We start from the raw sequence: 22378 nt of genomic DNA on the forward strand, positions 1-22378 counted from the left end.
GCGCGCGGCCGGCACGCTGGCCGCGCTCGCGGGCGGCGGCGCCATCGAACTGTACGAACTCGGCGAACCGGGCGCGGAGCCGCGGCTCGCGTCGGTCGGCCGCGCCGACGCGCCGCTGCTGCCGGGCGCCGCGCCGCTGTCGTTCGACACGTTCGCGCGCCGGGCGCTCGCCGAGCCATTCGATCTGTGCCAGTTCGAATTCGAATCGCAGCCGTGGCGCTTCGATCGCGCGACGCTCAAGCGCCTGCGCGTGCCGATCGCGCTGGCCGCGGCGACGCTCGGCGTCGCGGTGATCGGGATGAACCTGCACTGGTGGAAGCTGTCGCGCGAGCGCGATGCGCTGTCCGCGCAGATCACCGAGACGCTGTTGTCCGCGTTCCCGAAGACGACCACCGTGCTCGATCCGCCCGCGCAGATGCAGCGCCAGCTCGACCAGCTTCGGCTCGCTGCCGGCGAGCTGTCGCCGAACGATTTCCTCGCGCTGTCGAGCGGCTTGTCGCGCTCGATGGGCGCGTTGCCGCTGAACGGCATCGCGTCGCTCGACTATCACGACCGGCGGCTCGACGTCGGCTTCAAGCCGGAGGTCAAGGTCGATCCCGATTTCACGCAGCGCCTCGCGCGTAACGGACTGTCCGGCGAAGTCGACAGCAACACGGGCAAATGGACGATCCGGAGCCGCTCATGAAAACCGAACAACTGAACCAGACGCTCGCCCAGTTCTGGGGCGAACGCACGCCGCGCGAGAAGACGCTGCTCGGCTGGGGCGGCGCCGTGCTGGCGGTCGCGATCGCGTATTCGGTGCTGTGGTCGCCCGCGCAGGAAGGCCGCGCGCGGATCCAGCGCGAGCTGCCGGCGATGCGTCACGAACTCGCGCAGATGACCGCGCAGGCGAACGAGGCGAAGTCGCTGGCGGCCGCCGCGCAGGGCGTCGCGCCGACCGGCCTCGCGCTGAAGGATGCGCTGACCGCGTCGCTGTCCGATCACGGGCTGCAGGGCGCGCAGGTGCAGATCGTCGGCAATGGCGTGCAGATCCAGATGAAGAACGTGTCGTTCCCGGCGTGGACCCAGTGGCTCGACGATGCGCGCCGGCAATTCAAGGTGCAGGTCGGCGAGGCGCATGCGACGGCGCTGAAGGAGGACGGCCAGGTCGACCTGACGGCCGTGATGCAACCTTCCGTCCAGAAATAGATGACGGCAGTGGATGACGCATACGAAGGCCGGCCGATGCGGCCGTGGGTGAGACGGCTCGTCACCGTATTGCCGTGGGTGCTGGCAGGCGGTCTGGCGACGGCGGTGACGCTCGTCGCGCTCGCGCCGGCCGCATGGATCGCGCCGCAGTTCGCGCGTGCGACCGGCGGCCACGTGAATCTCGTCGATCCGGAGGGCTCGCTGTGGCACGGCTCGGGCACGCTGATGCTCGCGCCGGGCGCCGACCAGAGCGCGGCGACGCTGCTGCCTGGCCGGGTCGAATGGACCACGCGCTTCTGGCCGTTGCTGACCGGGCGCGTGCAGATGCGCATGCGGCAGACCGAAGCGATGCCCGATGCGGTCACGCTCGATGCGACGTGGCGCGGCGCGGTGCTGTCGGCGGGCGCGATGGCGGTGCCGGCGTCGCTGCTCACGGGGCTCGGCACGCCGTTCAACACGCTCGATCTGCAGGGCGACGTGCGGCTCGCCTGGAGCGACTGGCGGCTCATCGGCAGCAACGCGTTCGGCCAGCTGACGGTGACGATCGATTCGATGAGTTCGCGCGTGTCGCGCGTGAAGCCGCTCGGTTCGTACCGCGCGGTATTGCAGGCGAAGGGCGCGGGCGCCGATCTCGACCTGTCGACGACACAGGGCCCGCTGTTCCTCGACGGGCACGGCAGCTTCGGCCCCGGCCAGGGATCGTTCCGCGGGACCGCGCACGCGGCGCCCGAGCAGCAGGCGAACCTCGCCGGGCTGCTGAACCTGCTGGGCCACCCAATCGGCAACAACCAGGTTTCGCTGATCTTCGGCGACGCGCAGCGCTGAACGCGCGCGTCGCCCGCTTCCCTTCTACTTCTGCGCGAGCGGCGCGGCGGCCGACGGTGCGGTGGCCGCGGGCGCGGCCGCACCGGACGCCGGCAAAGGCGCCGGCGCCGCCATGCCGCCGTTCTCGCGCGCCATTTCCGATACGTTCCAGCCGCCGCCGAGCGCCTTCACGAGCCCGACCGACGATACCATCCGCTGCCCGGCGATCGTCGCGAGCTTCTGCTGCGCGGTGAACGCGGTGGTCTGCGCGGTCAGCACGTTCAGGTACGCGACCGTGCCGGCCTTGTACTGGTTCGTGACGATCGCGAGCGCGTGCTCGGCGCTGTCGACGGCTTGCCGCTGCACGTCGATTTCCTGCGCGAGGATGCGCTGCGACGCCAGGTTGTCCTCCACGTCCTGGAATGCGGTGAGCACCGCGAGACGATAGGCGGCGACGTCCTGGTCGTAGGTCGCGCGCGCGGCGTCGGTCTGCGCGGCGCGCAAGCCCGCGTCGAACAGCGTGGCCGCGAGCTGCGGGCCGACCGTCCAGAAGCGTGCCGGCAGCGTGAACAGCTGCGACCACACCGAACTCTGGAAGCCGCCGCTGGCCGACAGCGTGAGCGTGGGGAAGAACGCCGAGATCGCGACGCCGATCTGCTCGTTCGCGGCCGCCGCGCGGCGCTCGGCCGCCGCGACGTCGGGCCGGCGCTCGAGGATCGTGGACGGCACGTCGACCGGCGTGACCGGCGGCTCGGCCGCGAGCGGGTTCGGCGGCAGCGAGAAGGTCGACGCGGGCTCGCCGATCAGCGTCGCGATCGCATGCTCGTACTGCGCGCGGGCGACGCCGTTGTCGATCTGCGCGGCCTGCGCGCTCTGCAGCTGCGTCTGCGCCTGAATCACGTCCGCGCGCGCGGCGACGCCCTGCGCGTACTGGTTCTGCGTGAGCTGCAGCGACCGTTCGTACGATTTCACGGTGTCGTCGAGCAGCTTTTGCAGCGCATCGGACGTGCGCAACTGGAAATAGGTCTGCGCGAGCAGCGCCTGCTGCGACAGCCGCGCGTTCGCGAGATCGGCCGCGGCGGCCGCTTCGCCGGCGCGCTGCGCGCTGACGGTGCGGCTCACCTTGCCCCATAGATCGGGCTCCCAGCTGGCGTCGAGGCCGACGCTGTAGCTGTTGTTGATCGATCCGGTCGACCCGCTGCCGAAATTCGACGACGAGCCCGACGACAGCGACGTGCGCGGCGTCCGCGCGCGCGAGCCCGATGCGCTCAGCCCGACGGTCGGGAAATACGCGGCGCGCGCCTCGGTGACGAGCGCGCGCGCCTGCCGGTAGGCGGCGGCCGATTGCGCGATGGTCTGGTTCGACGCGTTGAGCTTGCCGATCAGCGCATCGAGCTGCGGATCGTTGTAGACCGTCCACCACGCGCCGCGATCGGCCCGATCGGCGGGCTGCGCGACTTTCCAGCCGGCCGGCGCTTCCTTGAAGGCGGCGGGAATCGACGTGTCGGGCCGGTGATAGTCGGGCCCGACGGCGCAGCCGGCGAGCAGCACGGCCGTCGCAATGGCGACGGCGGCGCTCAGCGGGCGAACGGCGCGCGGGAGGGAAGCGTACGGCATGGTGGTTTTCCTGTCTGGGCGCGACGGCCGGCGAGCGGCGCCGCGCGATGCGGTCATGCGGTGCGGTCGTTGGCCGCTGGCGGACAAATGGTAACTGACGGCGGGAAAGCCGCGCAGCCCTAAGGGTACGGTGGGCAGCGGCCCGAATGTGTTACCGGCGCGGGCGGCCGGTTTACCGGCCATTACGGCCGGCTTGCGGGAAAAACGGACGGGTGAACGGGCGTACGACTTCGGCCGCGCGTGACGCGGCCGGCGATCAAGCGGGACAGGCGGGACGGTCGGGAAAGCGGGAACGATGCGGCGTCAGTGACAGCGCACGGGCACCGGGACGGGTTCGGCGGCGGCCCGCCATGTCGACGGCTCCGCCACGGACGGGGCCGGCTGGCTCGTGCGGCAGGCGCCGCCCTTCGCGTTGCGCTGCCGGCGATGATCGAACCACGCGAACCCGAGGGCCGCGAGCGAGCCGCCCGGCACGACCAGCATCGTCACGTACAGCGCGATCTTCCAGCCGCGGTGCGGCCCGGAGAACACATGATGAGCGGTATCGGTCAGGTTGCGGCGCAGCGCGCCGGCGGCATTTTTCAGGAACAGCATCGCGAACATCCTCGGGTGCCCGGCAGTGCGGGCCAATCGGTCAGAACATAGTCTCCGGCGGTGCAACATGCACGTCGTAACTGGTTGACTTAAATAATATTGACTAAGCAATCATTTTTCAAGATACTGGGCGCGTTTTAACCCGAAACGCACTATTGCTGCGCGCGCAATCGTATGACCGGCGGCCTCTACGATCCCGAGAACATCGCGCTGGAAACGAGCCTCGGCTATTACCTGTCGAAGGCGAAGCAGGCGCTCGTCGAGCGGATGGATCGCGCGCTCGAGCCGCTCGACCTCACCGCGCAGCAGATCGGCGTGATCCTGCTGCTGTCGCGCGGTTACGCGCGCACGCCGTTCGAACTGTCGCGCAAGATGTCGTACGACAGCGGCTCGATGACGCGCATGCTCGACCGGCTCGAACGCAAGGGGCTGATCGCACGCGCGCGCAGCGAGCAGGATCGCCGGATGATCGAGCTGACGCTGACCGACCGCGGCATCGAAGCCGCCCGCGCGCTGCCGTCGCTCGTCGCGACCGTGCTCAACGCACAGCTCGAAGGCTTCTCGGCCGACGAACTCGCGACGCTCACCGGCCTGCTGCAACGCTTCATCGCCAACGGGCCCGGTTCGACCGGCTGCCCGAAGCCCGACGAACCCGACTGCTGATGCACGCGGAGCCCCCATGTCGCAGTTAAACATTCGCTTATTTCTCTGTCTGGGCAGAAGATGACAAGGCACTCGCTCCGCTTTTCCCCTTTTTCCTTCCACCCGGCCGGGCCGCGCTGCGTCGCGCGTCCGTGCGTTGTGCCGGCGCGCCGCGCGCGCCGCGTCTAGGAGATTCCGATGTCCGCCACCACGGCATCCGCCCCCTCCCCCGCCGCCGAACCGGCGCCGCTGACCGGCGGCGCGCTCGCGCTGCTGACCGTCGGGCTCGCGCTCGGCACCTTCATGGAAGTGCTCGACACGTCGATCGCGAACGTCGCGGTGCCGACCATCTCGGGCAGCCTCGGCGTCGCGACGAGCGAAGGCACGTGGGTGATCTCGTCGTACTCGGTCGCGTCCGCGATCGCGGTGCCGCTCACCGGCTGGCTCGCAAGGCGGGTAGGCGAAGTGCGCCTCTTCACGCTGTCGGTGCTCGCGTTCACGATCGCATCGGCGCTGTGCGGCCTTGCGTCGAACTTCGAGACGCTCATCGCGTTCCGATTGCTGCAGGGCCTCGTGTCGGGGCCGATGGTGCCGCTGTCGCAGACGATCCTGATGCGCAGCTACCCGCCCGCGAAACGCGGGCTCGCGCTCGGGCTATGGGCGATGACGGTGATCGTCGCGCCGATCTTCGGCCCGCTCCTGGGCGGCTGGATCAGCGACAACTATACGTGGCCGTGGATCTTCTACATCAACCTGCCGATCGGCGTGTTCTCGGCGACCTGCGCGTACTTCCTGCTGCGCGGCCGCGAGACGAAGACGACGAAGCAGCGGATCGACGCGATCGGCCTCGCGCTGCTCGTGATCGGCGTGTCGTGCCTGCAGATGATGCTCGACCTCGGCAAGGACCGCGACTGGTTCAACTCGTCGTTCATCGTCGCGCTCGCGCTGATCGCGGTCGTGTCGCTCGCGTTCATGCTCGTGTGGGAGGCGACCGAGAAGGAGCCGGTGGTCGACCTCACGCTCTTCAAGGACCGCAACTTCGCGCTCGGCGCGCTGATCATCTCGTTCGGCTTCATGGCGTTCTTCGGCTCGGTCGTGATCTTCCCGCTGTGGCTGCAGACGGTGATGGGCTACACGGCCGGCAAGGCCGGTCTCGCGACCGCGCCGGTCGGGCTGCTCGCGCTCGTGCTGTCGCCGCTGATCGGCCGCAACATGCACCGGCTCGACCTGCGGATGGTCGCGAGCTTCGCGTTCATCGTGTTCGCGGGCGTGTCGCTGTGGAACGCGACGTTCACGCTCGACGTGCCGTTCAACCACGTGATCCTGCCGCGGCTCGTGCAGGGCATCGGCGTCGCGTGCTTCTTCGTGCCGATGACGACGATCACGCTGTCGAGCATCTCCGACGAGCGGCTCGCGAGCGCGTCGGGGCTGTCGAACTTCCTGCGCACGCTGTCCGGCGCGATCGGCACGGCCGCCAGCTCGACGTTCTGGGAGAACGACGCGATCTACCACCATGCGCGGCTGTCGGAATCGGTGAGCGTCTATGCGCAGAACACGACCGATTACCAGGGCGCGCTCGCGCAGCTCGGCATCGTCGGGCAGACGGCCAATGCGCAGCTCAACCAGCTCGTCACGCAGCAGGGCTTCATGATGGCGACCAACGACTTCTTCCACCTGTCGGCGGGCGTGTTCATCGCGCTCGCGGCGCTCGTGTGGATCACGAAGCCGAAGAAGGGCGCGGGGCCGGCGATGGGGCATTGAGGGCCCGACGGGCGGCCGTCACGGCCGCCCTTTTTGTTTCACTGTCCGCTTCATCGCCCGGCGGCCCCCCTCACTCCCGCGCCCGTAATCCCCCGAACGCCAGATCGTCGGCCGGCGCGAGCGGCAGCGTCGCCCGCGCGACGTCGAGCCACGCGCGCGCCGCGTGCGACAGGTAGCCCTTCTTCAGCCAGCCGAGCGCGATCGCCCACGTGATTTCCGGCTCGACGATCGGCCGGCACGTGAACTGGCCCGCGTCGAGCCGCCGGCAATACGGCTCGGGCAGCAGCGCGATGCCGACACCCGCATGCACGAGCGCGGCCATGAAATCCCAGTGGCCGCTGCGGCTCACGATCGACGGCGTGAAGCCGGCCTGCCGGCACGCATCGAGCACCGCGTCGTGCAGCGCGAGGCTTTCCGCATAGAACACGAACGATTCGCGCGCGAGATCCGCGAGCGGCACGGCCGTGTGATCCTCCCAGCGCGACTCGCGCGGCGCGACGAGCCACAGCGGCGCGCGCACCATCGGCAGCCGCTCGAACGTGCCGGGATCGACCGGCTCCAGCAGCCCGCCGAGCTCCAGCTCGCCCGACGTCAGCGCGGCCTCGATCATCCGCGCGCCTTGCTCGAACAGCTTCAGCTCGATGTTCGGGTAGCGCTGCTTGTACGCGGCGATGATCGGCGTGAACAGCGAGCCGCCGAGCGGCGGAATGCCGATCGTCAGCTCGCCGCGCCCGAGCGTGCCGAGATCGTTCAGCTCCGACTGCAACTGCGCCTGCGCGGCGAGCACGTCCTGGCCGCGCTGGAACACGATCCGCCCGGCGTCGGTCAGCACCATCTGCCGGCCGTCGCGCAGCAGCAGCGGCGAACCGATCTCGTCCTCCAGCGCCTTCACCATCTTGCTGATGGTCGGCTGCGTGACGAACAGCCTGTCGGCCGCCGCGGTGAAGCTCTGCTGGCGAACCACCTCGACGAAGTACCGCAGCGCGCGCAATTCCATCGATCACTCCCCAGATTGGTGCAAACACGTCAAAACGAATTCCGAATTGGAATGATAAGGATAGAGACAAGTCATTTTATTTATGGTTAGGGGAAACCCTATACTGAGGCCATCGACAGAAACATCCGTATGGAGCCCGCCATGAATCAGCCGACCGCCACTGCCGCCGCCCGCTCCGCCGCTTCGGGCAGCCTCGCGCACACGGGCCGGATCGTGCTGCAGGCCGCCGCGCTCGGCGTGCTGTGGATGGCGGTCGACTGGGCCGTGCGCAAGGTCGGGCTGCCGATTCCGTCCGGCGTGATCGGCCTCGCGGTACTCCTCGTGCTGCTGTTCTCGGGCCGCGTCGCACCGGCGTGGGTGAAGGACGGCGCGAACTGGCTGCTGTCCGACATGCTGCTGTTCTTCGTGCCGGCCGCCGTCGCGGCCGTGCAGTACGGCGGGCTGTTCCGCGAGGACGGCTGGCGCATCGCGCTGGTGATGCTCGCCGGCACCGCGTTCGTGATGGTCGCGGTGGCCGTCGCGGTCGATCTCGCCGCGAAGCTCGAACGCCGGCTCGCCGCACAACGCGTGTTCGCCGAGCGCCGCCGCGCGCGCCTGGGCGCCGTCGCCCACTGAGCCGGAGCCTTCCATGCTCGCCGCGCTATCGAACCTGCCCGCCGACCGCGTGAATACCGCGATCTCCGTCGGCTGCTTCGTGCTGACGGTCGTGCTGTATTTCGCGTCGAAGCGGCTCTACGCGTACAAAAAGACGCTGCTGTTCTCGCCGCTCGTGTTCGTGCCGGGCGCGCTGGTGCTGCTCGTGCTGCTGACCGGCATCCCGTATTCGGTCTACTTCCGCGACACGCGCTGGCTGATGTGGCTGCTCGGCCCGGCGACGATCGCGTTCGCGGTGCCGATCTACGAATACCGCGACCTGATTCGCCGGCACTGGCTGTCGTTGTCGGTCGGCGTCGCGGTCGGGATCGCCGCGGGCGTGTGCGGGTCGCTGCTGCTCGCGAAGCTGCTGCATCTGTCGCCCGAGCTGCAGCGCTCGCTGATGACGCGCTCGGTGTCGACGCCGTTCGCGCTCGCCGTGTCGGACAAGATCCACGCGCCGAAGGACCTCACCGCCCTCTTCGTGATCGCGACCGGCATCTGCGGAATGCTGCTCGGCGAGCTCGTGCTCGCGCTCGTGCCGATGCGCACGCGGCTCGCGCGCGGTGCGCTGTTCGGCGCGGCCGCCCATGGCGTGGGCACCGCGAAGGCACGCGAGATCGGCAGCGAGGAAGGCGTCGTGTCGAGCCTGACGATGATGATCGCGGGCGTAGCGATGGTGCTGATCGCGCCGCTGCTCACGCTGCTGCCGATCTGACGCCCGACGGGCAGGCGCCGCCGCCTGCCCTTTTTTCTGCGCGGCCGGTTCCGCCCCGCTGGGCCGCCTGCGCCGCCGTTCCCCCCTGCATCGAGCCGGCGCCGCGCCGACAATCGGCTGAGATAGCCGCAATTCCCCCCTCTTTTCCGCCCATCGGCCTCGGCCCGGATGCCGAACAATGCATGCTACGAGACATCACGCACGCATTCACATGGCCACGACCGCAACCCCGACCGCCGACAAGCCGGCTTCCTCCGGCAAGTTCAAGCGCATCGCGCTCATCGCCGTCATCGCGCTGGGCGCGGCCGCCGCCGCCGCCGGCGGCATGTACGTGTTCCTGGGCAAGGCAGGCGTCGGCCATGCGAGCGCGCCCGCCGAGCCGGCGCCGCTTGCCGCGCCGGTGTTTTTCCCGCTCGACCCGATGACGGTGAACCTGCAGTCCGACGACGGCGTGCAGCACTACCTGCGCGTGGGCCTGTCGCTGAAGCTCACCGACCCGAAGGCGCAGGAGCAACTGACCGCACGGATGCCGGAAATCCGCAGCCGGATCCTGCTCGCGCTGTCGAACAAGCATCCCGAAGAGCTCGCGACGCCGGACGGCAAACGTTCGCTCGCGAACGAGCTGCGGGAGCTGATCGCGCAGCCGACGCAGCCGGGCAACCAGCGCGCGAAGGTCGACGAGGTGCTGTTCACCGAATTCGTCGTCCAGTAACGCGGCCGCGAAAGGAGCGCGTATGGGTCACCAGGAGTTCATGTCCCAGGAGGAGGTCGATGCCCTCCTCAAGGGCGTCACGGGCGAAACCGATGCGGTCGACGAGCAGCGCGACACGTCGGGCGTCCGTCCCTACAACATCGCGACGCAGGAGCGAATCGTCCGCGGCCGGATGCCCGGCCTCGAGATCATCAACGACCGCTTCGCGCGCCTGTTGCGGATCGGCATCTTCAACTTCATGCGGCGCACGGCGGAAATCTCCGTCAGCCAGGTGAAGGTGCAGAAGTACAGCGAATTCACCCGCAACCTGCCGATCCCGACGAACCTGAATCTGGTGCACGTGAAGCCGCTGCGCGGCACGTCGCTGTTCGTGTTCGACCCGAACCTCGTGTTCTTCGTCGTCGACAACCTGTTCGGCGGCGACGGGCGCTTTCACACGCGTGTGGAGGGCCGCGATTTCACGGCCACCGAGCAGCGGATCATCGGCAAGCTGCTGAACCTCGTGTTCGAGCACTACACGACCGCGTGGAAGAGCGTGCGGCCGCTGCAGTTCGAATTCGTGCGCTCGGAAATGCACACGCAGTTCGCGAACGTCGCGACGCCGAACGAGATCGTGATCGTCACGCAGTTCTCGATCGAGTTCGGGCCGACGGGCGGCACGCTGCACATCTGCATGCCGTACTCGATGGTCGAACCGATCCGCGACGTGCTCAGCTCGCCGATCCAGGGCGAGGCGCTCGAAGTCGACCGCCGCTGGGTGCGCGTGCTGTCGCAGCAGGTGCAGGCCGCCGAGGTCGAGCTGACCGCGAATCTCGCCGAGATCTCGGCGACGTTCGAGAAGATCCTGAACCTGCGCGCGGGCGACGTGCTGCCGCTCGAGATCGAGGACACGATCACCGCGAAGGTCGACGGCGTGCCGGTGATGGAATGCGGCTACGGAATTTTCAATGGTCAATATGCGTTGCGCGTGCAGAAGATGATCGGCGCGAGCGATTCGATGAAGGAAGGTGGATATGAGTGAGCTGAACCAGACGCCCGACGACGACATGCAGGCGATGGCCGATGCGGCCCTCGCGGCATCGGCCGCCGCGGCATCGGCCGCCGACGCGAAGGCGCCGGCCGCGGCCGACGAAGAGCAGGGCCTCGACGACTGGGCGGCCGCGCTCGCCGAGCAGAACCAGCAGCCGGTGCCGGCCGGGGCGACGGGCGCCGGCGTGTTCCAGCCGCTGTCGAAGGCCGCGGCGAGCTCGACGCACAACGACATCGAGATGATCCTCGACATCCCGGTCAAGATGACCGTGGAACTCGGCCGCACGAAGATCGCGATCCGCAACCTGCTGCAGCTTGCGCAGGGGTCGGTCGTCGAGCTCGACGGCATGGCCGGCGAGCCGATGGACGTGCTCGTGAACGGCTGCCTGATCGCGCAGGGCGAAGTCGTGGTCGTCAACGACAAGTTCGGTATTCGCCTGACCGACATCATCACGCCGGCCGAACGTATCCGTAAGCTGAATCGATGAACGTCGTGAAGCCAGGCCGCCGCGGGTGCCGCGCGATGGCGGCGGTGCTTGCCGTCGCCGCGTCGCTCGCGTGCGCGCCGGCCGGCGCCGCCGACATGAACGCGGTGAACCACGCCGGTTCGATCGCGTCGAGCGTGACGGTCGGTTCGGCCGTGCCGTCGCTCGGCATCGGCGCGGTGCTGCAGACGCTCGTCGGGCTCGCGGTCGTGATCGGCCTCGTGTTCGCGTGCGCATGGCTCGCGCGCCGCTTCGGCTTCCAGCCCGCGCGGCGCGGCGGCCCGCTGAAGGTCGTATCGAGCGTCGGGCTCGGCGCGAAGGAAAGCGCGACGATCGTGGAGATCGGCGACACCTGGCTCGTGCTCGGCGTCGCGCCGGGCAACGTGCGCCTGCTGCATACGCTGCCGGCCGGTTCGGTGGCCGCAGTCGCGGGCCCGGCCGCGTCCGACGCGTCCGCCGGCGGCGCTTCGCCCGGCGCCGGCCTGCCCGGCACGTTCGGCTCACGGTTTCGCGACGCGCTCGCGGGCGAAGCCGCGAAACGCCTCGGGCGCGGCAAGGACCGCTGACATGGCGCCGCGCCCTCTTTCCGACTTCGCATTCCGATGAAACACGCCTTCCTGCGGCACACCGCGCGCGTCGCGCCCGTGCTGATCCTCTGTCTCGCCCCTGCGCTCGCGTATGCGCAGGCGAACGGCCTGCCCGCGTTCAACGCGAGCCCGGGCCCGCACGGCGGCACCACCTATTCGCTGAGCGTGCAGACGATGCTGCTGCTCACGATGCTGTCGTTCCTGCCGGCGATGCTGCTGATGATGACGAGCTTCACGCGCATCATCATCGTGCTGTCGCTGCTGCGCCAGGCGCTCGGCACCGCGACGACGCCGCCGAACCAGGTGCTCGTCGGCCTCGCGATGTTCCTCACCTTCTTCGTGATGTCGCCGGTGCTCGACCGCGCGTACAACGACGGCTACAAGCCGTTCTCCGACGGCTCGATGCCGATGGAGCAGGCGGTGCAGCGCGGCGTCGCGCCGTTCAAGACCTTCATGCTGAAGCAGACCCGCGAGACCGATCTCGCGCTGTTCGCGAAGATCTCGAAGGCCGCGCCGATGCAGGGCCCCGAGGACGTGCCGCTGTCGCTGCTGGTGCCTGCGTTCGTCACGAGCGAGCTGAAGACCGGCTTCCAGATCGGCTTCACGGTGTTCATCCCGTTCCTGATCATCGACATGGTCGTCGCGAGCGTGCTGATGTCGATGGGGATGATGATGGTGTCGCCGTCCACCGTATCGCTGCCGTTCAAGCTGATGCTGTTCGTGCTGGTCGACGGCTGGCAGCTGCTGATCGGCTCGCTCGCGCAGAGCTTCACGTAAGCGGAGGAACACGCGCGATGACGCCCGAACAAGTGATGACGCTGGCGCACCAGGCGATGATGGTCGGCCTGCTGCTCGCGGCCCCGCTGCTGCTGGTCGCGCTCGCGGTCGGCCTCGTCGTGAGCCTGTTCCAGGCCGCGACGCAGATCAACGAGGCGACGCTGTCGTTCATCCCGAAGCTGCTCGCGGTGGCCGCGACGCTCGTGATCGCCGGGCCGTGGATGCTGACGACGATGCTCGACTACCTGCGGCAGACGCTGCTGCACGTCGCGACGCTCGGCGCCGGCTGAGCCGCGCGTCCGCCTGCCTTTTCCCGCGATGTTCTCGGTCACCTACGCGCAGCTCAACGGCTGGCTGACGGCTTTCCTGTGGCCGTTCGTGCGGATGCTTGCACTCGTCGCGACGGCGCCCATGGTCGGCCACGCGGCCGTGCCGGCGCGCGTGAAGATCGGCGTCGCCGCGTTCATGGCGCTCGTCGTCGCGCCGACGCTCGGCGCGATGCCGGACGTCACCGTGTTCTCCGCGCAGGGCATCTGGATCCTCGTCACGCAGTTCCTGATCGGCGTCGCGATGGGTTTCACGATGCAGCTCGTGTTCGCGGCCGTCGAAGCGGCCGGCGACTTCATCGGGCTGTCGATGGGGCTCGGCTTCGCGACCTTCTTCGATCCGCACTCGAACGGCGCGACGCCCGCGATGGGCCGGTTCCTGAACGCGGTCGCGATGCTCGCGTTCCTTGCCGTGGACGGCCATCTGCAGGTATTCGCCGCGCTCGCCGCGTCGTTCCAGTCGCTGCCGGTGTCGGCCGACCTGCTCCACGCGCCGGGCTGGCGCACGCTCGCCTCGTTCGGCGCGACCGTGTTCGAGATGGGGCTGCTGCTTTCGCTGCCGGTGGTCGTGGCGCTGCTGATCGCGAACCTCGCGCTCGGCATCCTGAACCGCGCGGCGCCGCAGATCGGCATGTACCAGATCGGCTTTCCTGTCACGCTGATCGTCGGGTTGCTGCTCGTGCAACTGATGGTGCCGAACCTCGTGCCGTTCGTGTCGCACCTGTTCGACATGGGGGTCGATGCGATGGGGCGGGTGCTGATCGGGTGGCGGTAAGGCGCCCTGTCGACCCACGTCGATGCTCGTTCGCGTCACTCGGGCGGGACTCATCCCCTCCCGCCGTGAGTCTCCCTGCGGCACGCGCGCGTTCGGCGCCGACCGTGCCCCTTTTTTCGTCCTTTCCGCGGCGCCGTCGAATGCCCGCCGCCCGACCGCCCCGTGCCACAACCGGCCCGACCCCGCTTGCGCCCCGTCCGGCGGGCAATCGCGGCCGATGCCCGCACGTTCGGCCCACATCGGCGCTTGACCTCGGCCGACCGACTCGCTAGCGTTTCGGGTTTGCCCCGGGCGGCCCTTGCCGCCGGTGCCGTGAGCGCGCCCGACGTCCTGGCGCGCACGGCCGGGCTCCGATGGAAAAGACGATGCACAAACTCGATGCGGCCAGCCCGCAGGCGATGTCGACGGATTTCACCGCCGACAACGTCGCGCGCCTGAAGGCGCTGTTCCCCGAACTCGTGACCGAAGGCCCGCACGGCGCGTCGGTCGACGTCGACGTGCTGAAGGCGCTGGTCGGCGAACGCACGCTCGGCGACGCCGACGAGCGCTACGGTTTTCACTGGCACGGCAAGCGCGCCGCGCGCCAGGCCGCGCTCACGCCGTCGACGGGCACGCTGCGGCCGTGCCCCGACGACAGCGTCGCGTGGGACGACACGCGCCACCTCGTGATCGAGGGCGACAACCTCGACGTGATGAAGCTGCTGCACAAGAGCTACGCGGGCAAGGTGAAGCTCGTCTACATCGACCCGCCGTACAACACCGGCAACGATTTCGTCTATCCGGACGACTTCAGCGACAGCATCCGCCACTACCTGGCGATGACCGGCCAGACCGAAGCCGGCGTGAAGCGCAGCACCAACACCGAGGCGAACGGCCGGTTCCACACCGACTGGCTGAACATGATGTATCCGCGCCTGAAGCTCGCGCACGCGCTGCTGTCCGACGAAGGGCTGATCGCCGTGCACATCGACGAGCACGAAGTGCATGCGCTGGTGCTGATGCTGCGCGAGATCTTCGGCGAGGAAAACGAGCTCGGCGTGGCCGTGTGGGACAAGCGCAACCCGAAGGGCGACGCGCGCGGCATCGCGTACCAGCACGAATCGCTGGTGCTGTTCGCGCGCAACGCCGAGACGCTGCTCGAACGCGCGCCGCTCAAGCGCCCGAAGCGCAACGCGCAGCGCATGCTCGACGCCGCGCACGACGCCGTGTACCGCAGCGGCAACCCGAAGGACGCGCAGAAGGCGTACCGCGCGTGGATGAAGGCGCAGACCAACCTGTCCGGCGGCGAGGCGATGTACGACCGGCTGTCGGCGGAAGGCCGCGTGTACCGTCTCGTGTCGATGGCGTGGCCGAACAAGAAGAAGGCGCCGGAAGAATACTTCACGCCGCTGATCCACCCGGTCACCGGCAAGCCGTGCGCGATGCCGGCGCGCGGCTGGCGCAACCCGCCCGCGACGATGCAGGCGCTGATCGAGCGCGGCCAGATCGAATTCGGCCCGGATGAAACCACGCAGCCGCAGCGGATCTACTACCTCGACGAGAACATGTACGAGAACGTGCCGTCGGTACTGCCGTTCGCCGGCTCCGACGACGCGCTGCTGAAGGCGCTCGGCATCCCGTTCGACCTGCCGAAGCCGGTCGACTTCGCGGCCGCCGTGATCGGCTGGTGCACGCGCGGCGACGACATCGTGCTCGACTGCTTCGCCGGCTCCGGCTCGACGGGCCACGCGGTGATGCAGGTGAACGCGACCGACGGCGGCGCGCGCCGCTACGTCCTCGTGCAGCTGCCCGAGGCGCTCGATCGCCGCGACAAGACGCAAACCGCGGCCGCCGATTTCTGCGCGAAGCTGAAGAAGCCGCTGACGCTCGCCGAAGTGACGAAGGAGCGCCTGCGCCGCGCCGCGCAGCAGGTCGCGCGCGATTATCCGGAAAGCTATGGCGACCTCGGCTTTCGCGTGTACCGGCTCGACACGACCAACGTGATCGAGTGGGACCCGCGCCGCGACGACTTCGACCATGCGTTGTTCGCATCCGTCGAACACGTGAAGACCGGCCGCACCGAGGACGACCTGCTCGCCGAGCTGACGCTCAAGCTTGGGCTCGACCTGTGCACGCCGGTCGAGCACCACCAGGTGGCCGGCAAGACGGTGCACCTGATCGGCCGCGAGATCGTCGCGTGCTTCGATGCGCGCCTGTCGCGCGACGATGCGGGCCCGCTCGCCGACGGCATCGTCGACCTGCTCGATGCGAGCGGCGCGTCGCGCGACGTCACGTGCCTGTTCCGCGACAACGGTTTCGTCGACGACGTCGCGAAGCTCAATCTCGCCGCGCTGCTCGAACAGCACGGCGTGAAGCGCGTGCGGAGCCTGTGATGCGGCTGCATTTCGAAGCGGATCTCGACTACCAGCGCGAGGCGATCGACGCCGTCTGCGACCTGTTTCGCGGCCAGGAGTCGTATCGCGGCGATTTCAGCGTGCTCGCGAACGCCGCGCCCGGCACGACGGCCGCCGCACAGGGCTCGCTCGGCTTCGCAGTGTCGGAGCAAGGCGTCGGCAACCGGCTGTCGCTGACCGACGACGCGCTCGCGCGCAATCTCGCCGACGTGCAGTTGCGCGGCGGGCTGCCGCCGTCCGGCCTGCCCGGCTCGCGCGACTTCACCGTCGAGATGGAGACGGGTACCGGCAAGACCTACGTGTACCTGCGCACGATCTTCGAGCTGAACCGCCGCTACGGCTTCACGAAGTTCGTGATCGTCGTGCCGTCGATCGCGATCAAGGAAGGCGTGCACAAGACGCTGTCGATCACCGAGGATCACTTCCGCGCGCTGTACGCGGGCGTGCCGTACGACTACTTCCTGTACGACTCCGCGAAGCTCGGCCAGGTGCGCCACTTCGCGGCGAGCGCGGCGATCCAGATCATGGTGATGACGGTCGCCGCGATCAACAAGAAGGAGATCAACAATCTCTACAAGGACAGCGAGAAGACCGGCGGCGAGAAGCCGATCGACCTGATCCGCGCGACGCGGCCGATCGTGATCGTCGACGAGCCGCAGAGCGTCGACGGCGGCCTCGAGGGGCGCGGCCGCGAAGCGCTCGCCGCGATGGCGCCGCTCTGCACGCTGCGCTATTCGGCCACGCACGTCGACCGGCATCACATGGTGTACCGGCTCGATGCGGTCGACGCGTACGAGCGCAAGCTCGTCAAGCAGATCGAGATCGCGTCGGCGATCGTCGAGGACGCGCACAACAAGCCGTACGTGCGGCTCGTCGGCGTGTCGAACCGGCGCGGCGCGATCAGCGCGCGCGTCGAGCTCGACGTCGCGACGGCGGCTGGCGTGAAGCGCCAGATCGTGTCGGCCACCGACGGCGACGATCTCGAACGCCTGACCAGGCGCGCGCTGTACGCGGGCTTGAGGATCGGCGAAGTGCACGCGGTGAAAGGCGCCGAGTACGTCGAGCTGCGCCATTCGGAAGGCGAGGCGTTCCTGTCGCTCGGCGAGGCATTCGGCGACATCGACACGCTCGCCGTGCAGCGCGAGATGATCCGCCGCACGATCCGCGAGCACCTCGACAAGGAGCTGCGCCTGGCCGAACGCGGCGTGAAGGTGCTGTCGCTGTTCTTCGTCGATTCGGTCGAGCGCTATCGCCGCTACGACGAGAACGGGATGCCCGTGAAGGGCGACTACGCGCTGATCTTCGAAGAGGAATATGCGCGCGCGGCGCGCGTGCCGGCCTACCGTGCGCTGTTCGACGGCGTCGACGTCGCGCTCGAGGTCGAGCGCGCGCACAACGGCTACTTCTCGATCGACCGCAAGGGCGGCTGGACCGACACGAGCGAAAGCAGCGCGGCGGCCCGCGAGAACGCGGAGCGCGCGTACGGCCTGATCATGCGCGAGAAGGAGGTGCTGCTGTCGTTCGACACGCCGCTGAAGTTCATCTTCTCGCACTCGGCGCTGAAGGAAGGCTGGGACAACCCGAACGTGTTCCAGATCTGCACGCTGCGCGACATCCAGACCGAACGCGAGCGCCGCCAGACGCTCGGCCGCGGGCTGCGTCTCGCCGTCGACCAGGACGGCGAACGCGTGCGCGACCCGGGCGTGAACACGCTCACCGTGATCGCGACCGAGCGCTACGAGTCGTTCGCCGAGAACCTGCAGAAGGAAATCGAGGCCGATACGGGCATCCGCTTCGGGATCGTCGAGGAACACCAGTTCGCGGCGCTGCCGGTGCAGGAAGACGACGGCCCCGCGCATGCGCTCGGCATCGAGCTGTCGCGCGTGCTGTGGAACCATCTGCACGAGCAGGGCTACGTCGACGCGCAGGGCAAGGTGCTCGACCGGCTGAAGGATGCGCTGCGCCAGAGCGCGCTCGTGCTGCCGGATGCGTTCGAGCGGCTGCGCGCACCGATCGTCGCGATGCTGCGCAAGCTGTCGGGCCGCTTCGCGGTGCGCAACGCCGACGAGCGCCGCGCGATCGCGTTGCGGCGCGACGCGTCAGGCAAGGCCGTCGTGTTCGGCGAGGATTTCCGCGCGCTGTGGGACCGCATCCGTCATCGCACCGTGTACCGCGTCGAGTTCGACAACGCGAAGCTGGTGCGCGACTGCACGGCCGCGTTGCGCGACGCGCCGAACATCGCGCGGGCGCGGCTGCAGTGGCGCAAGGCCGAGATCGACATCGGCAAGGCCGGCATCGAGGCGATCGAGGTGGCCGGCGCCGGCACGGTGCTGCTCGACGAAGGCGAGTTGCCGCTGCCCGATCTGCTCACCGAGTTGCAGGACCGTACGCAGCTCACGCGCCGTTCGCTCGCGACGATCCTCGCCGACAGCGGCCGGCTCGACGATTTCCGCGTGAATCCGCAGCAGTTCATCGCGGTGGCGGCCGACGCGATCAACCGCTGCAAGCGGCTCGCGCTCGTCGCGGGCATCGCGTACCGCAAGCTCGGCGAGCGCCACGTGCATGCGCTCGAATCGTTCGAGAGCGAGGCGCTGACCGGCTATCTGCGCAATCTGCGGCTCGACGCGCGCAAGTCGATCCACGAAGCGGTCGTGTGCGAGACGGACGCCGAACGCGCGTTCGCCGATGCGCTCGAAGCGCACGACGGCGTAAAGCTGTACGCGAAGCTGCCGGCGTGGTTTCGCGTGCAGACGCCGCTCGGCAGCTATCACCCGGACTGGGCCGTACTTGCGGAGCAGGATGGCGGCGAGCGGCTGTACTTCGTCGTCGATACGCCGAATACGGACGGCCACGTGCCGAGCGAGAACGAGCGCGCGAAGCTCACGTGCGGCGAAGCGCATTTCCGTGCGCTGGCCGATGGCGACGGCGCGGCGCGCTTCGTGCGGGCCAGGCACGTCGACGCACTGTTCGAACCTGCGGCGCCGCTGGCAGGCGCGAGGCGGTGAGACGAAGGGCGGCGACGAGCCGCCCTTTTTTGTCGGCGTGGCCGGGCCTTTATCGATCGCGCCACGCACGATGCGCGCCGCATGACGTCGTAAATGATCGTAACGATGCGTGCGCACGCATTCGTCGGATCAATCCGGGGCATGCATGAACGCGGGAACGAAGCACCGGCGCGACGCCACGGCATCGCGCCGGCGGCGAGGTCGCTTACTGCGCCGGCTGCATGCCCTGCGCGGCGGCCTTGTGCTGCGCGGCCTGCTCTTGCGCCTGCTTCTTCGCCATGTGATGACCGACGATACAGCCGCCGACCGCGCCGACCACCGCGTGGTGCCCCGCGTAGTGGCCACCCACACCGCCGACCACCGCGCCCTTCATGCAGCCCGCCGCGTGCGCGCTGCCGATCGTTGCGAGCGCAACGACCGCGGCGGTTGCATACCGTCCGATGTGCCGGATGGGATTCATGCGATCACTCTCCTCATGTCGTCGTGATCAGTGTTCGCGCGAGCGGGTCGCCACGCTCAGTCCCAACGGCCGCGCCAGCCGCCGCCGTCACGCCAGGCGCGCTCGCGCCATTCGTGTTCGCGCCATTCACGGCGGCGCCACTCGCGTTCACGCCATTGACGCGCACGCCAGTCGTCGCGATAGCCGACCGGCGCGTACATCACCGGCGGAGGCGGCGCCACGTAGACGGGCGCCGGCGCCGCATAGGCGGGCACACCGATGCCGACCGACAGGTCGACGTGGGCCGATGCGACGCCCGAAGCTGCCAGCGCCGCTACACCGAGAACTGCACCGAGAATAAGTTTCTTGCTCATTTCGCGACTCCCTGCACGTGTCGTGCGTCATGTGACTACGGTTCGAAGTCTAGGCACCGTGCGCCGACACAGGTGAAACGGGTATGCGAGACAGGTAACGGACGTTTACGGGTGCCCGCAAAGCCTTGTGGAACAGGGAAGAGACGGTATTCCACACACCGTTGCAGCGATGCATCGGGCTGGTAAAAAGGGGATTTTCGGCACGAAACCGGGCAACGGGATCGAACCCGCCGGTGTGCATGGCGGGCGAACCGCCCTCACCCTGCGGCGCGAGCGGTTCGTGGCGGCGCGCGTTACGCGCGGATATCGTCGACGCTGCGCAGCCAGTGCACGCTGAACAGGTTGTCCGCGTCGGTCCACACGGTATCGGGTTCGAACCCGGCGCGGCGCGCGATCGCACGAAAGCCGTCGATCGTGAACTTGTGCGAGTTTTCCGTGTGGATGCGCTCGCCGGCCTCGAAGCGGAACGCGTGGCCGCGCACGTGCACGGTCTGCGCGACGTCGCTGACGAGATGCATCTCGATGCGCTGCCGCTCGCGGTCGTAGAACGCGCAATGCGAGAACGCATCGACGTCAAAATCCGCGCCGAGCTCGGCATTCGCACGCGCGAGCAGGTTCAGGTTGAACTGCGCGGTCGCGCCCTGCGCGTCGTTGTACGCGCGGTGCAGCGTGCGCTCGTCCTTCACGAGATCGACGCCGACCAGCAGGCCGCCGCCGCGCAGCAGCCGCGCCGCGTCGCGCAGGAACGTGTCGGCCTCTTCCGGCGAGAAGTTGCCGATCGTCGAACCGGGAAAGAAGCCGATGCGCCGCCGCGGCGTGTCCGTCAGCGCGGCCAGTTGCTCGGCCTTCGTGTAGTCGGCCGCGAGCGGCGCGACGTCGAGCCACGGATACGCCGCCCGCAGCCGCGCGGCCGCGCCGTGCAGGTAGTCGGCCGAGATGTCGACCGGCACGTAGCGCGCCGGCGCGTTCGCGTAGTTGCCCGCGAACGCGTCGAGCAGCACGCGGATCTTCTCGAGCGAACCCGCGCCGAATTCGACGATGTCCGCATGCGGGCCGACGCGCCGCACGATCTCGGCCGCGCGATCGCGCAGGATGCCGAGCTCGGTGCGCGTCGGGTAGTACTCGGGCAACTCGCAGATGCGGTCGAACAGCGCGGAGCCGGCCGCATCGTAGAAGTATTTCGGCGGGATGCTGCGCGGCGTGCGCGACAGTCCGTCGATCAGGTCGCGCTCGAACGCGCTCGGCCGCGAATCGCGGGCGGGTTGCAGGCCACCGCTCGTGGCCGTCAGATCAGACGTCTCGCGCAAGTCGCACCCCCGTGAATTGCCAGCGTGCCGCCGGCGGAAAGAAATTGCGGTACGTCGGCCGTTCATGCCCCGGCGGCGTCGCGATGCTGCTGCCGCGCAGGACCTGCTGGCCGACCATGAACTTGCCGTTGTATTCGGCAGCTACCCCGGCGAGCGGCCGAAAGCCCGGATACGGCTCGTACGACGAACGCGTCCACTGCCAGACGTGCCCGAGCATCTGCCGGATGCCGTCGGCCGCGAACGCGGTTTCCCATTCGAATTCGGTCGGCAGCCGTGCGCCGGCCCATTCCGCGTACGCGGCCGCTTCGTAGAAGCTCACGTGGCATACCGGCGCGTCGGGCGCGAGCGGCTCGACGCCGTGCAGGCCGAACGTGCGCCGCACGCGCGTGGCGGCCGCATCGTCGTCGTCCGGCATCCAGTACGCGGGCCCCTGCCACCCTTCCCGCTGCACCGTCGCCCAGCCGTCGGACAGCCAGAACTCGGGGCGCGTATAGCCGCCGTCGGCGATGAACGCCGCGAATTCCGCGTTCGTCACGAGGCGGTTCGCGATCTCGTACGGCCGTACGAGTGCCGTGTGACGCGGCCGTTCGTTGTCGAACGAGAACGTGTCGCCGTCGTGGCCGATCTCGACGAGCCCGCCCGGCTGGGGCAGCCAGCGCAGCACGCCGGCGTCGCCCGCGGCCATCGCGTCGCCGTCCGTCGCGTTGCGCGGCCGGAACGCCGGCTTCAATGGATTGCACGAGAACGCGTGCAGCATGTCGGTAACGATCAACTCCTGGTGCTGCTGCTCGTGATGCAGGCCGAGCACGAGCTCGGGTTCGATCGCGTCGAGTAGCGCCGCATCGGCGCTGGCCAGCGCGCGCAGCATCGCGTCGTCGACGTACTGCCGGTACGCGTGCACCTCGTCGAGCGACGGACGCGTGAGCAGCCCGCGCTGCGGCCGCGGATGGCGCGGGCCGAGCGCTTCGTAATAGGAATTGAACAGGAACTGGAAGGCGGCGTCGAACGGCGCGTAGCCGGGCACGCGGCGCATCAGCACGACGGTTTCGAAGAACCAGGTCGTATGCGCGAGATGCCATTTCGTCGGACTCGCGTCGGGCATCGACTGCACGGCCTGGTCTTCGGCGGACAGCGTCGCGGTCAACGCGACGCTATGGGCGCGCACGTCCTGGTAACGGCGCTGAAGCTGGGATGCAAGAAGGCTCATCGGTTTAC

General features: G+C 68.8%; 23 protein-coding genes. 16 read left to right on the top strand and 7 right to left on the bottom strand.

From position 1 onward, the window contains the following. From gspL to LGN10_RS31860, 3 genes are all read left to right on the top strand, one after another. A partial coding sequence (gene gspL / locus LGN10_RS31850) for a type II secretion system protein GspL (protein WP_226226115.1) occupies positions 1-685 on the top strand: 685 nt, incomplete at its 5' end. Beyond that, on the top strand, positions 682-1188 hold the full coding sequence (gene gspM / locus LGN10_RS31855) for a type II secretion system protein GspM (protein WP_054928223.1): 507 nt from the start codon (positions 682-684) through the stop codon (positions 1186-1188). The genes gspL and gspM, both read left to right, overlap by 4 nt. A 36-nt stretch (positions 1189-1224) precedes the next feature. After that, on the top strand, positions 1225-2013 hold the full coding sequence (locus LGN10_RS31860) for a type II secretion system protein N (protein WP_059580674.1): 789 nt from the start codon (positions 1225-1227) through the stop codon (positions 2011-2013). Positions 2014-2037: 24 nt separating this feature from the next. Here the strand turns inward: LGN10_RS31860 and LGN10_RS31865 are convergent, their stop codons facing one another. Together LGN10_RS31865 and LGN10_RS31870 are read right to left on the bottom strand one after the other, a co-directional pair. Then, positions 2038-3609, bottom strand: a complete 1572-nt coding sequence (locus LGN10_RS31865) for an efflux transporter outer membrane subunit (RefSeq protein WP_089464409.1) — start codon at positions 3607-3609, stop codon at positions 2038-2040. Positions 3610-3912: 303 nt separating this feature from the next. Next, a complete protein-coding gene (locus tag LGN10_RS31870; RefSeq protein WP_226226117.1) occupies positions 3913-4203 on the bottom strand; it encodes a multidrug ABC transporter ATPase in 291 nt (96 codons plus the stop codon). 174 nt (positions 4204-4377) lie between these two features. Between LGN10_RS31870 and LGN10_RS31875 the strand changes: the two genes are divergently transcribed. Both LGN10_RS31875 and LGN10_RS31880 read left to right on the top strand, forming a co-directional pair. Then, positions 4378-4866 (top strand): MarR family winged helix-turn-helix transcriptional regulator, encoded by a 489-nt coding sequence (locus LGN10_RS31875; protein ID WP_059580411.1) that lies wholly within the window; start codon positions 4378-4380, stop codon positions 4864-4866. A gap of 177 nt (positions 4867-5043) precedes the next feature. Beyond that, positions 5044-6606, top strand: coding sequence for a DHA2 family efflux MFS transporter permease subunit (locus LGN10_RS31880; protein ID WP_059580409.1), 1563 nt, complete (start codon positions 5044-5046; stop codon positions 6604-6606). A gap of 70 nt (positions 6607-6676) precedes the next feature. Here the strand turns inward: LGN10_RS31880 and LGN10_RS31885 are convergent, their stop codons facing one another. After that, entirely contained in the window at positions 6677-7603 is a 927-nt protein-coding gene (locus LGN10_RS31885; RefSeq protein WP_059580406.1) for a LysR family transcriptional regulator, read from the bottom strand. Between the two features lie 141 nt (positions 7604-7744). On the opposite strand from LGN10_RS31885, the gene LGN10_RS31890 reads away from it, so the two are divergent. The 11 genes from LGN10_RS31890 (at position 7745) to LGN10_RS31940 (ending at position 19043) form a co-directional block, all read left to right on the top strand. After that, positions 7745-8218: a CidA/LrgA family protein gene (locus tag LGN10_RS31890; protein ID WP_059580671.1), complete on the top strand. Its 474-nt coding sequence runs from the start codon at positions 7745-7747 to the stop codon at positions 8216-8218. 13 nt (positions 8219-8231) lie between these two features. Further along, positions 8232-8954, top strand: a complete 723-nt coding sequence (locus LGN10_RS31895) for an LrgB family protein (RefSeq protein ID WP_226226118.1) — start codon at positions 8232-8234, stop codon at positions 8952-8954. Between the two features lie 211 nt (positions 8955-9165). After that, complete coding sequence (gene fliL / locus LGN10_RS31900) at positions 9166-9666, top strand: flagellar basal body-associated protein FliL (protein WP_179231707.1); 501 nt, start codon at positions 9166-9168, stop codon at positions 9664-9666. A gap of 22 nt (positions 9667-9688) precedes the next feature. Then, positions 9689-10687, top strand: coding sequence for a flagellar motor switch protein FliM (fliM, locus tag LGN10_RS31905; RefSeq protein ID WP_059580399.1), 999 nt, complete (start codon positions 9689-9691; stop codon positions 10685-10687). Beyond that, on the top strand, positions 10680-11183 hold the full coding sequence (gene fliN, locus LGN10_RS31910; RefSeq protein WP_059580396.1) for a flagellar motor switch protein FliN: 504 nt from the start codon (positions 10680-10682) through the stop codon (positions 11181-11183). The genes fliM and fliN overlap by 8 nt, the downstream gene beginning before the upstream one ends. Beyond that, positions 11180-11746, top strand: coding sequence for a flagellar biosynthetic protein FliO (fliO, locus tag LGN10_RS31915; protein WP_226226119.1), 567 nt, complete (start codon positions 11180-11182; stop codon positions 11744-11746). Before fliN ends, fliO begins: the two co-directional genes overlap by 4 nt. Before the next feature lie 36 nt (positions 11747-11782). Then, entirely contained in the window at positions 11783-12544 is a 762-nt protein-coding gene (fliP, locus tag LGN10_RS31920) for a flagellar type III secretion system pore protein FliP (protein ID WP_226226120.1), read from the top strand. 17 nt (positions 12545-12561) lie between these two features. Further along, complete coding sequence (gene fliQ / locus LGN10_RS31925; RefSeq protein ID WP_006401718.1) at positions 12562-12834, top strand: flagellar biosynthesis protein FliQ; 273 nt, start codon at positions 12562-12564, stop codon at positions 12832-12834. Between the two features lie 28 nt (positions 12835-12862). Next, positions 12863-13645, top strand: coding sequence for a flagellar biosynthetic protein FliR (fliR, locus tag LGN10_RS31930; protein ID WP_226226121.1), 783 nt, complete (start codon positions 12863-12865; stop codon positions 13643-13645). A 353-nt stretch (positions 13646-13998) separates the two neighbouring features. Beyond that, positions 13999-16017, top strand: a complete 2019-nt coding sequence (locus tag LGN10_RS31935) for a site-specific DNA-methyltransferase (RefSeq protein WP_226226122.1) — start codon at positions 13999-14001, stop codon at positions 16015-16017. Further along, positions 16017-19043, top strand: coding sequence for a type III restriction-modification system endonuclease (locus tag LGN10_RS31940; protein WP_226226123.1), 3027 nt, complete (start codon positions 16017-16019; stop codon positions 19041-19043). The genes LGN10_RS31935 and LGN10_RS31940 overlap by 1 nt, the downstream gene beginning before the upstream one ends. Before the next feature lie 205 nt (positions 19044-19248). On the opposite strand, the gene LGN10_RS31945 is transcribed toward LGN10_RS31940, so the two are convergent. The 4 genes from LGN10_RS31945 to egtB form a co-directional block, all read right to left on the bottom strand. Then, the gene (locus LGN10_RS31945) at positions 19249-19503 is read right to left on the bottom strand and encodes a hypothetical protein (RefSeq protein ID WP_226226124.1); all 255 of its coding nucleotides are present in this window, start codon (positions 19501-19503) and stop codon (positions 19249-19251) included. A 56-nt stretch (positions 19504-19559) separates the two neighbouring features. Further along, positions 19560-19856, bottom strand: coding sequence for a hypothetical protein (locus tag LGN10_RS31950; protein WP_060008881.1), 297 nt, complete (start codon positions 19854-19856; stop codon positions 19560-19562). 293 nt (positions 19857-20149) lie between these two features. Continuing rightward, positions 20150-21163 (bottom strand): L-histidine N(alpha)-methyltransferase, encoded by a 1014-nt coding sequence (gene egtD / locus LGN10_RS31955; protein ID WP_226226125.1) that lies wholly within the window; start codon positions 21161-21163, stop codon positions 20150-20152. Next, positions 21147-22370 (bottom strand): ergothioneine biosynthesis protein EgtB, encoded by a 1224-nt coding sequence (gene egtB, locus LGN10_RS31960; protein WP_059580370.1) that lies wholly within the window; start codon positions 22368-22370, stop codon positions 21147-21149. The genes egtD and egtB overlap by 17 nt, the downstream gene beginning before the upstream one ends. Positions 22371-22378: the final 8 nt, after the last annotated feature.

The organism is Burkholderia sp. AU32262 (assembly GCF_020419985.1).
GTDB classification, from domain to species: domain Bacteria; phylum Pseudomonadota; class Gammaproteobacteria; order Burkholderiales; family Burkholderiaceae; genus Burkholderia; species Burkholderia semiarida.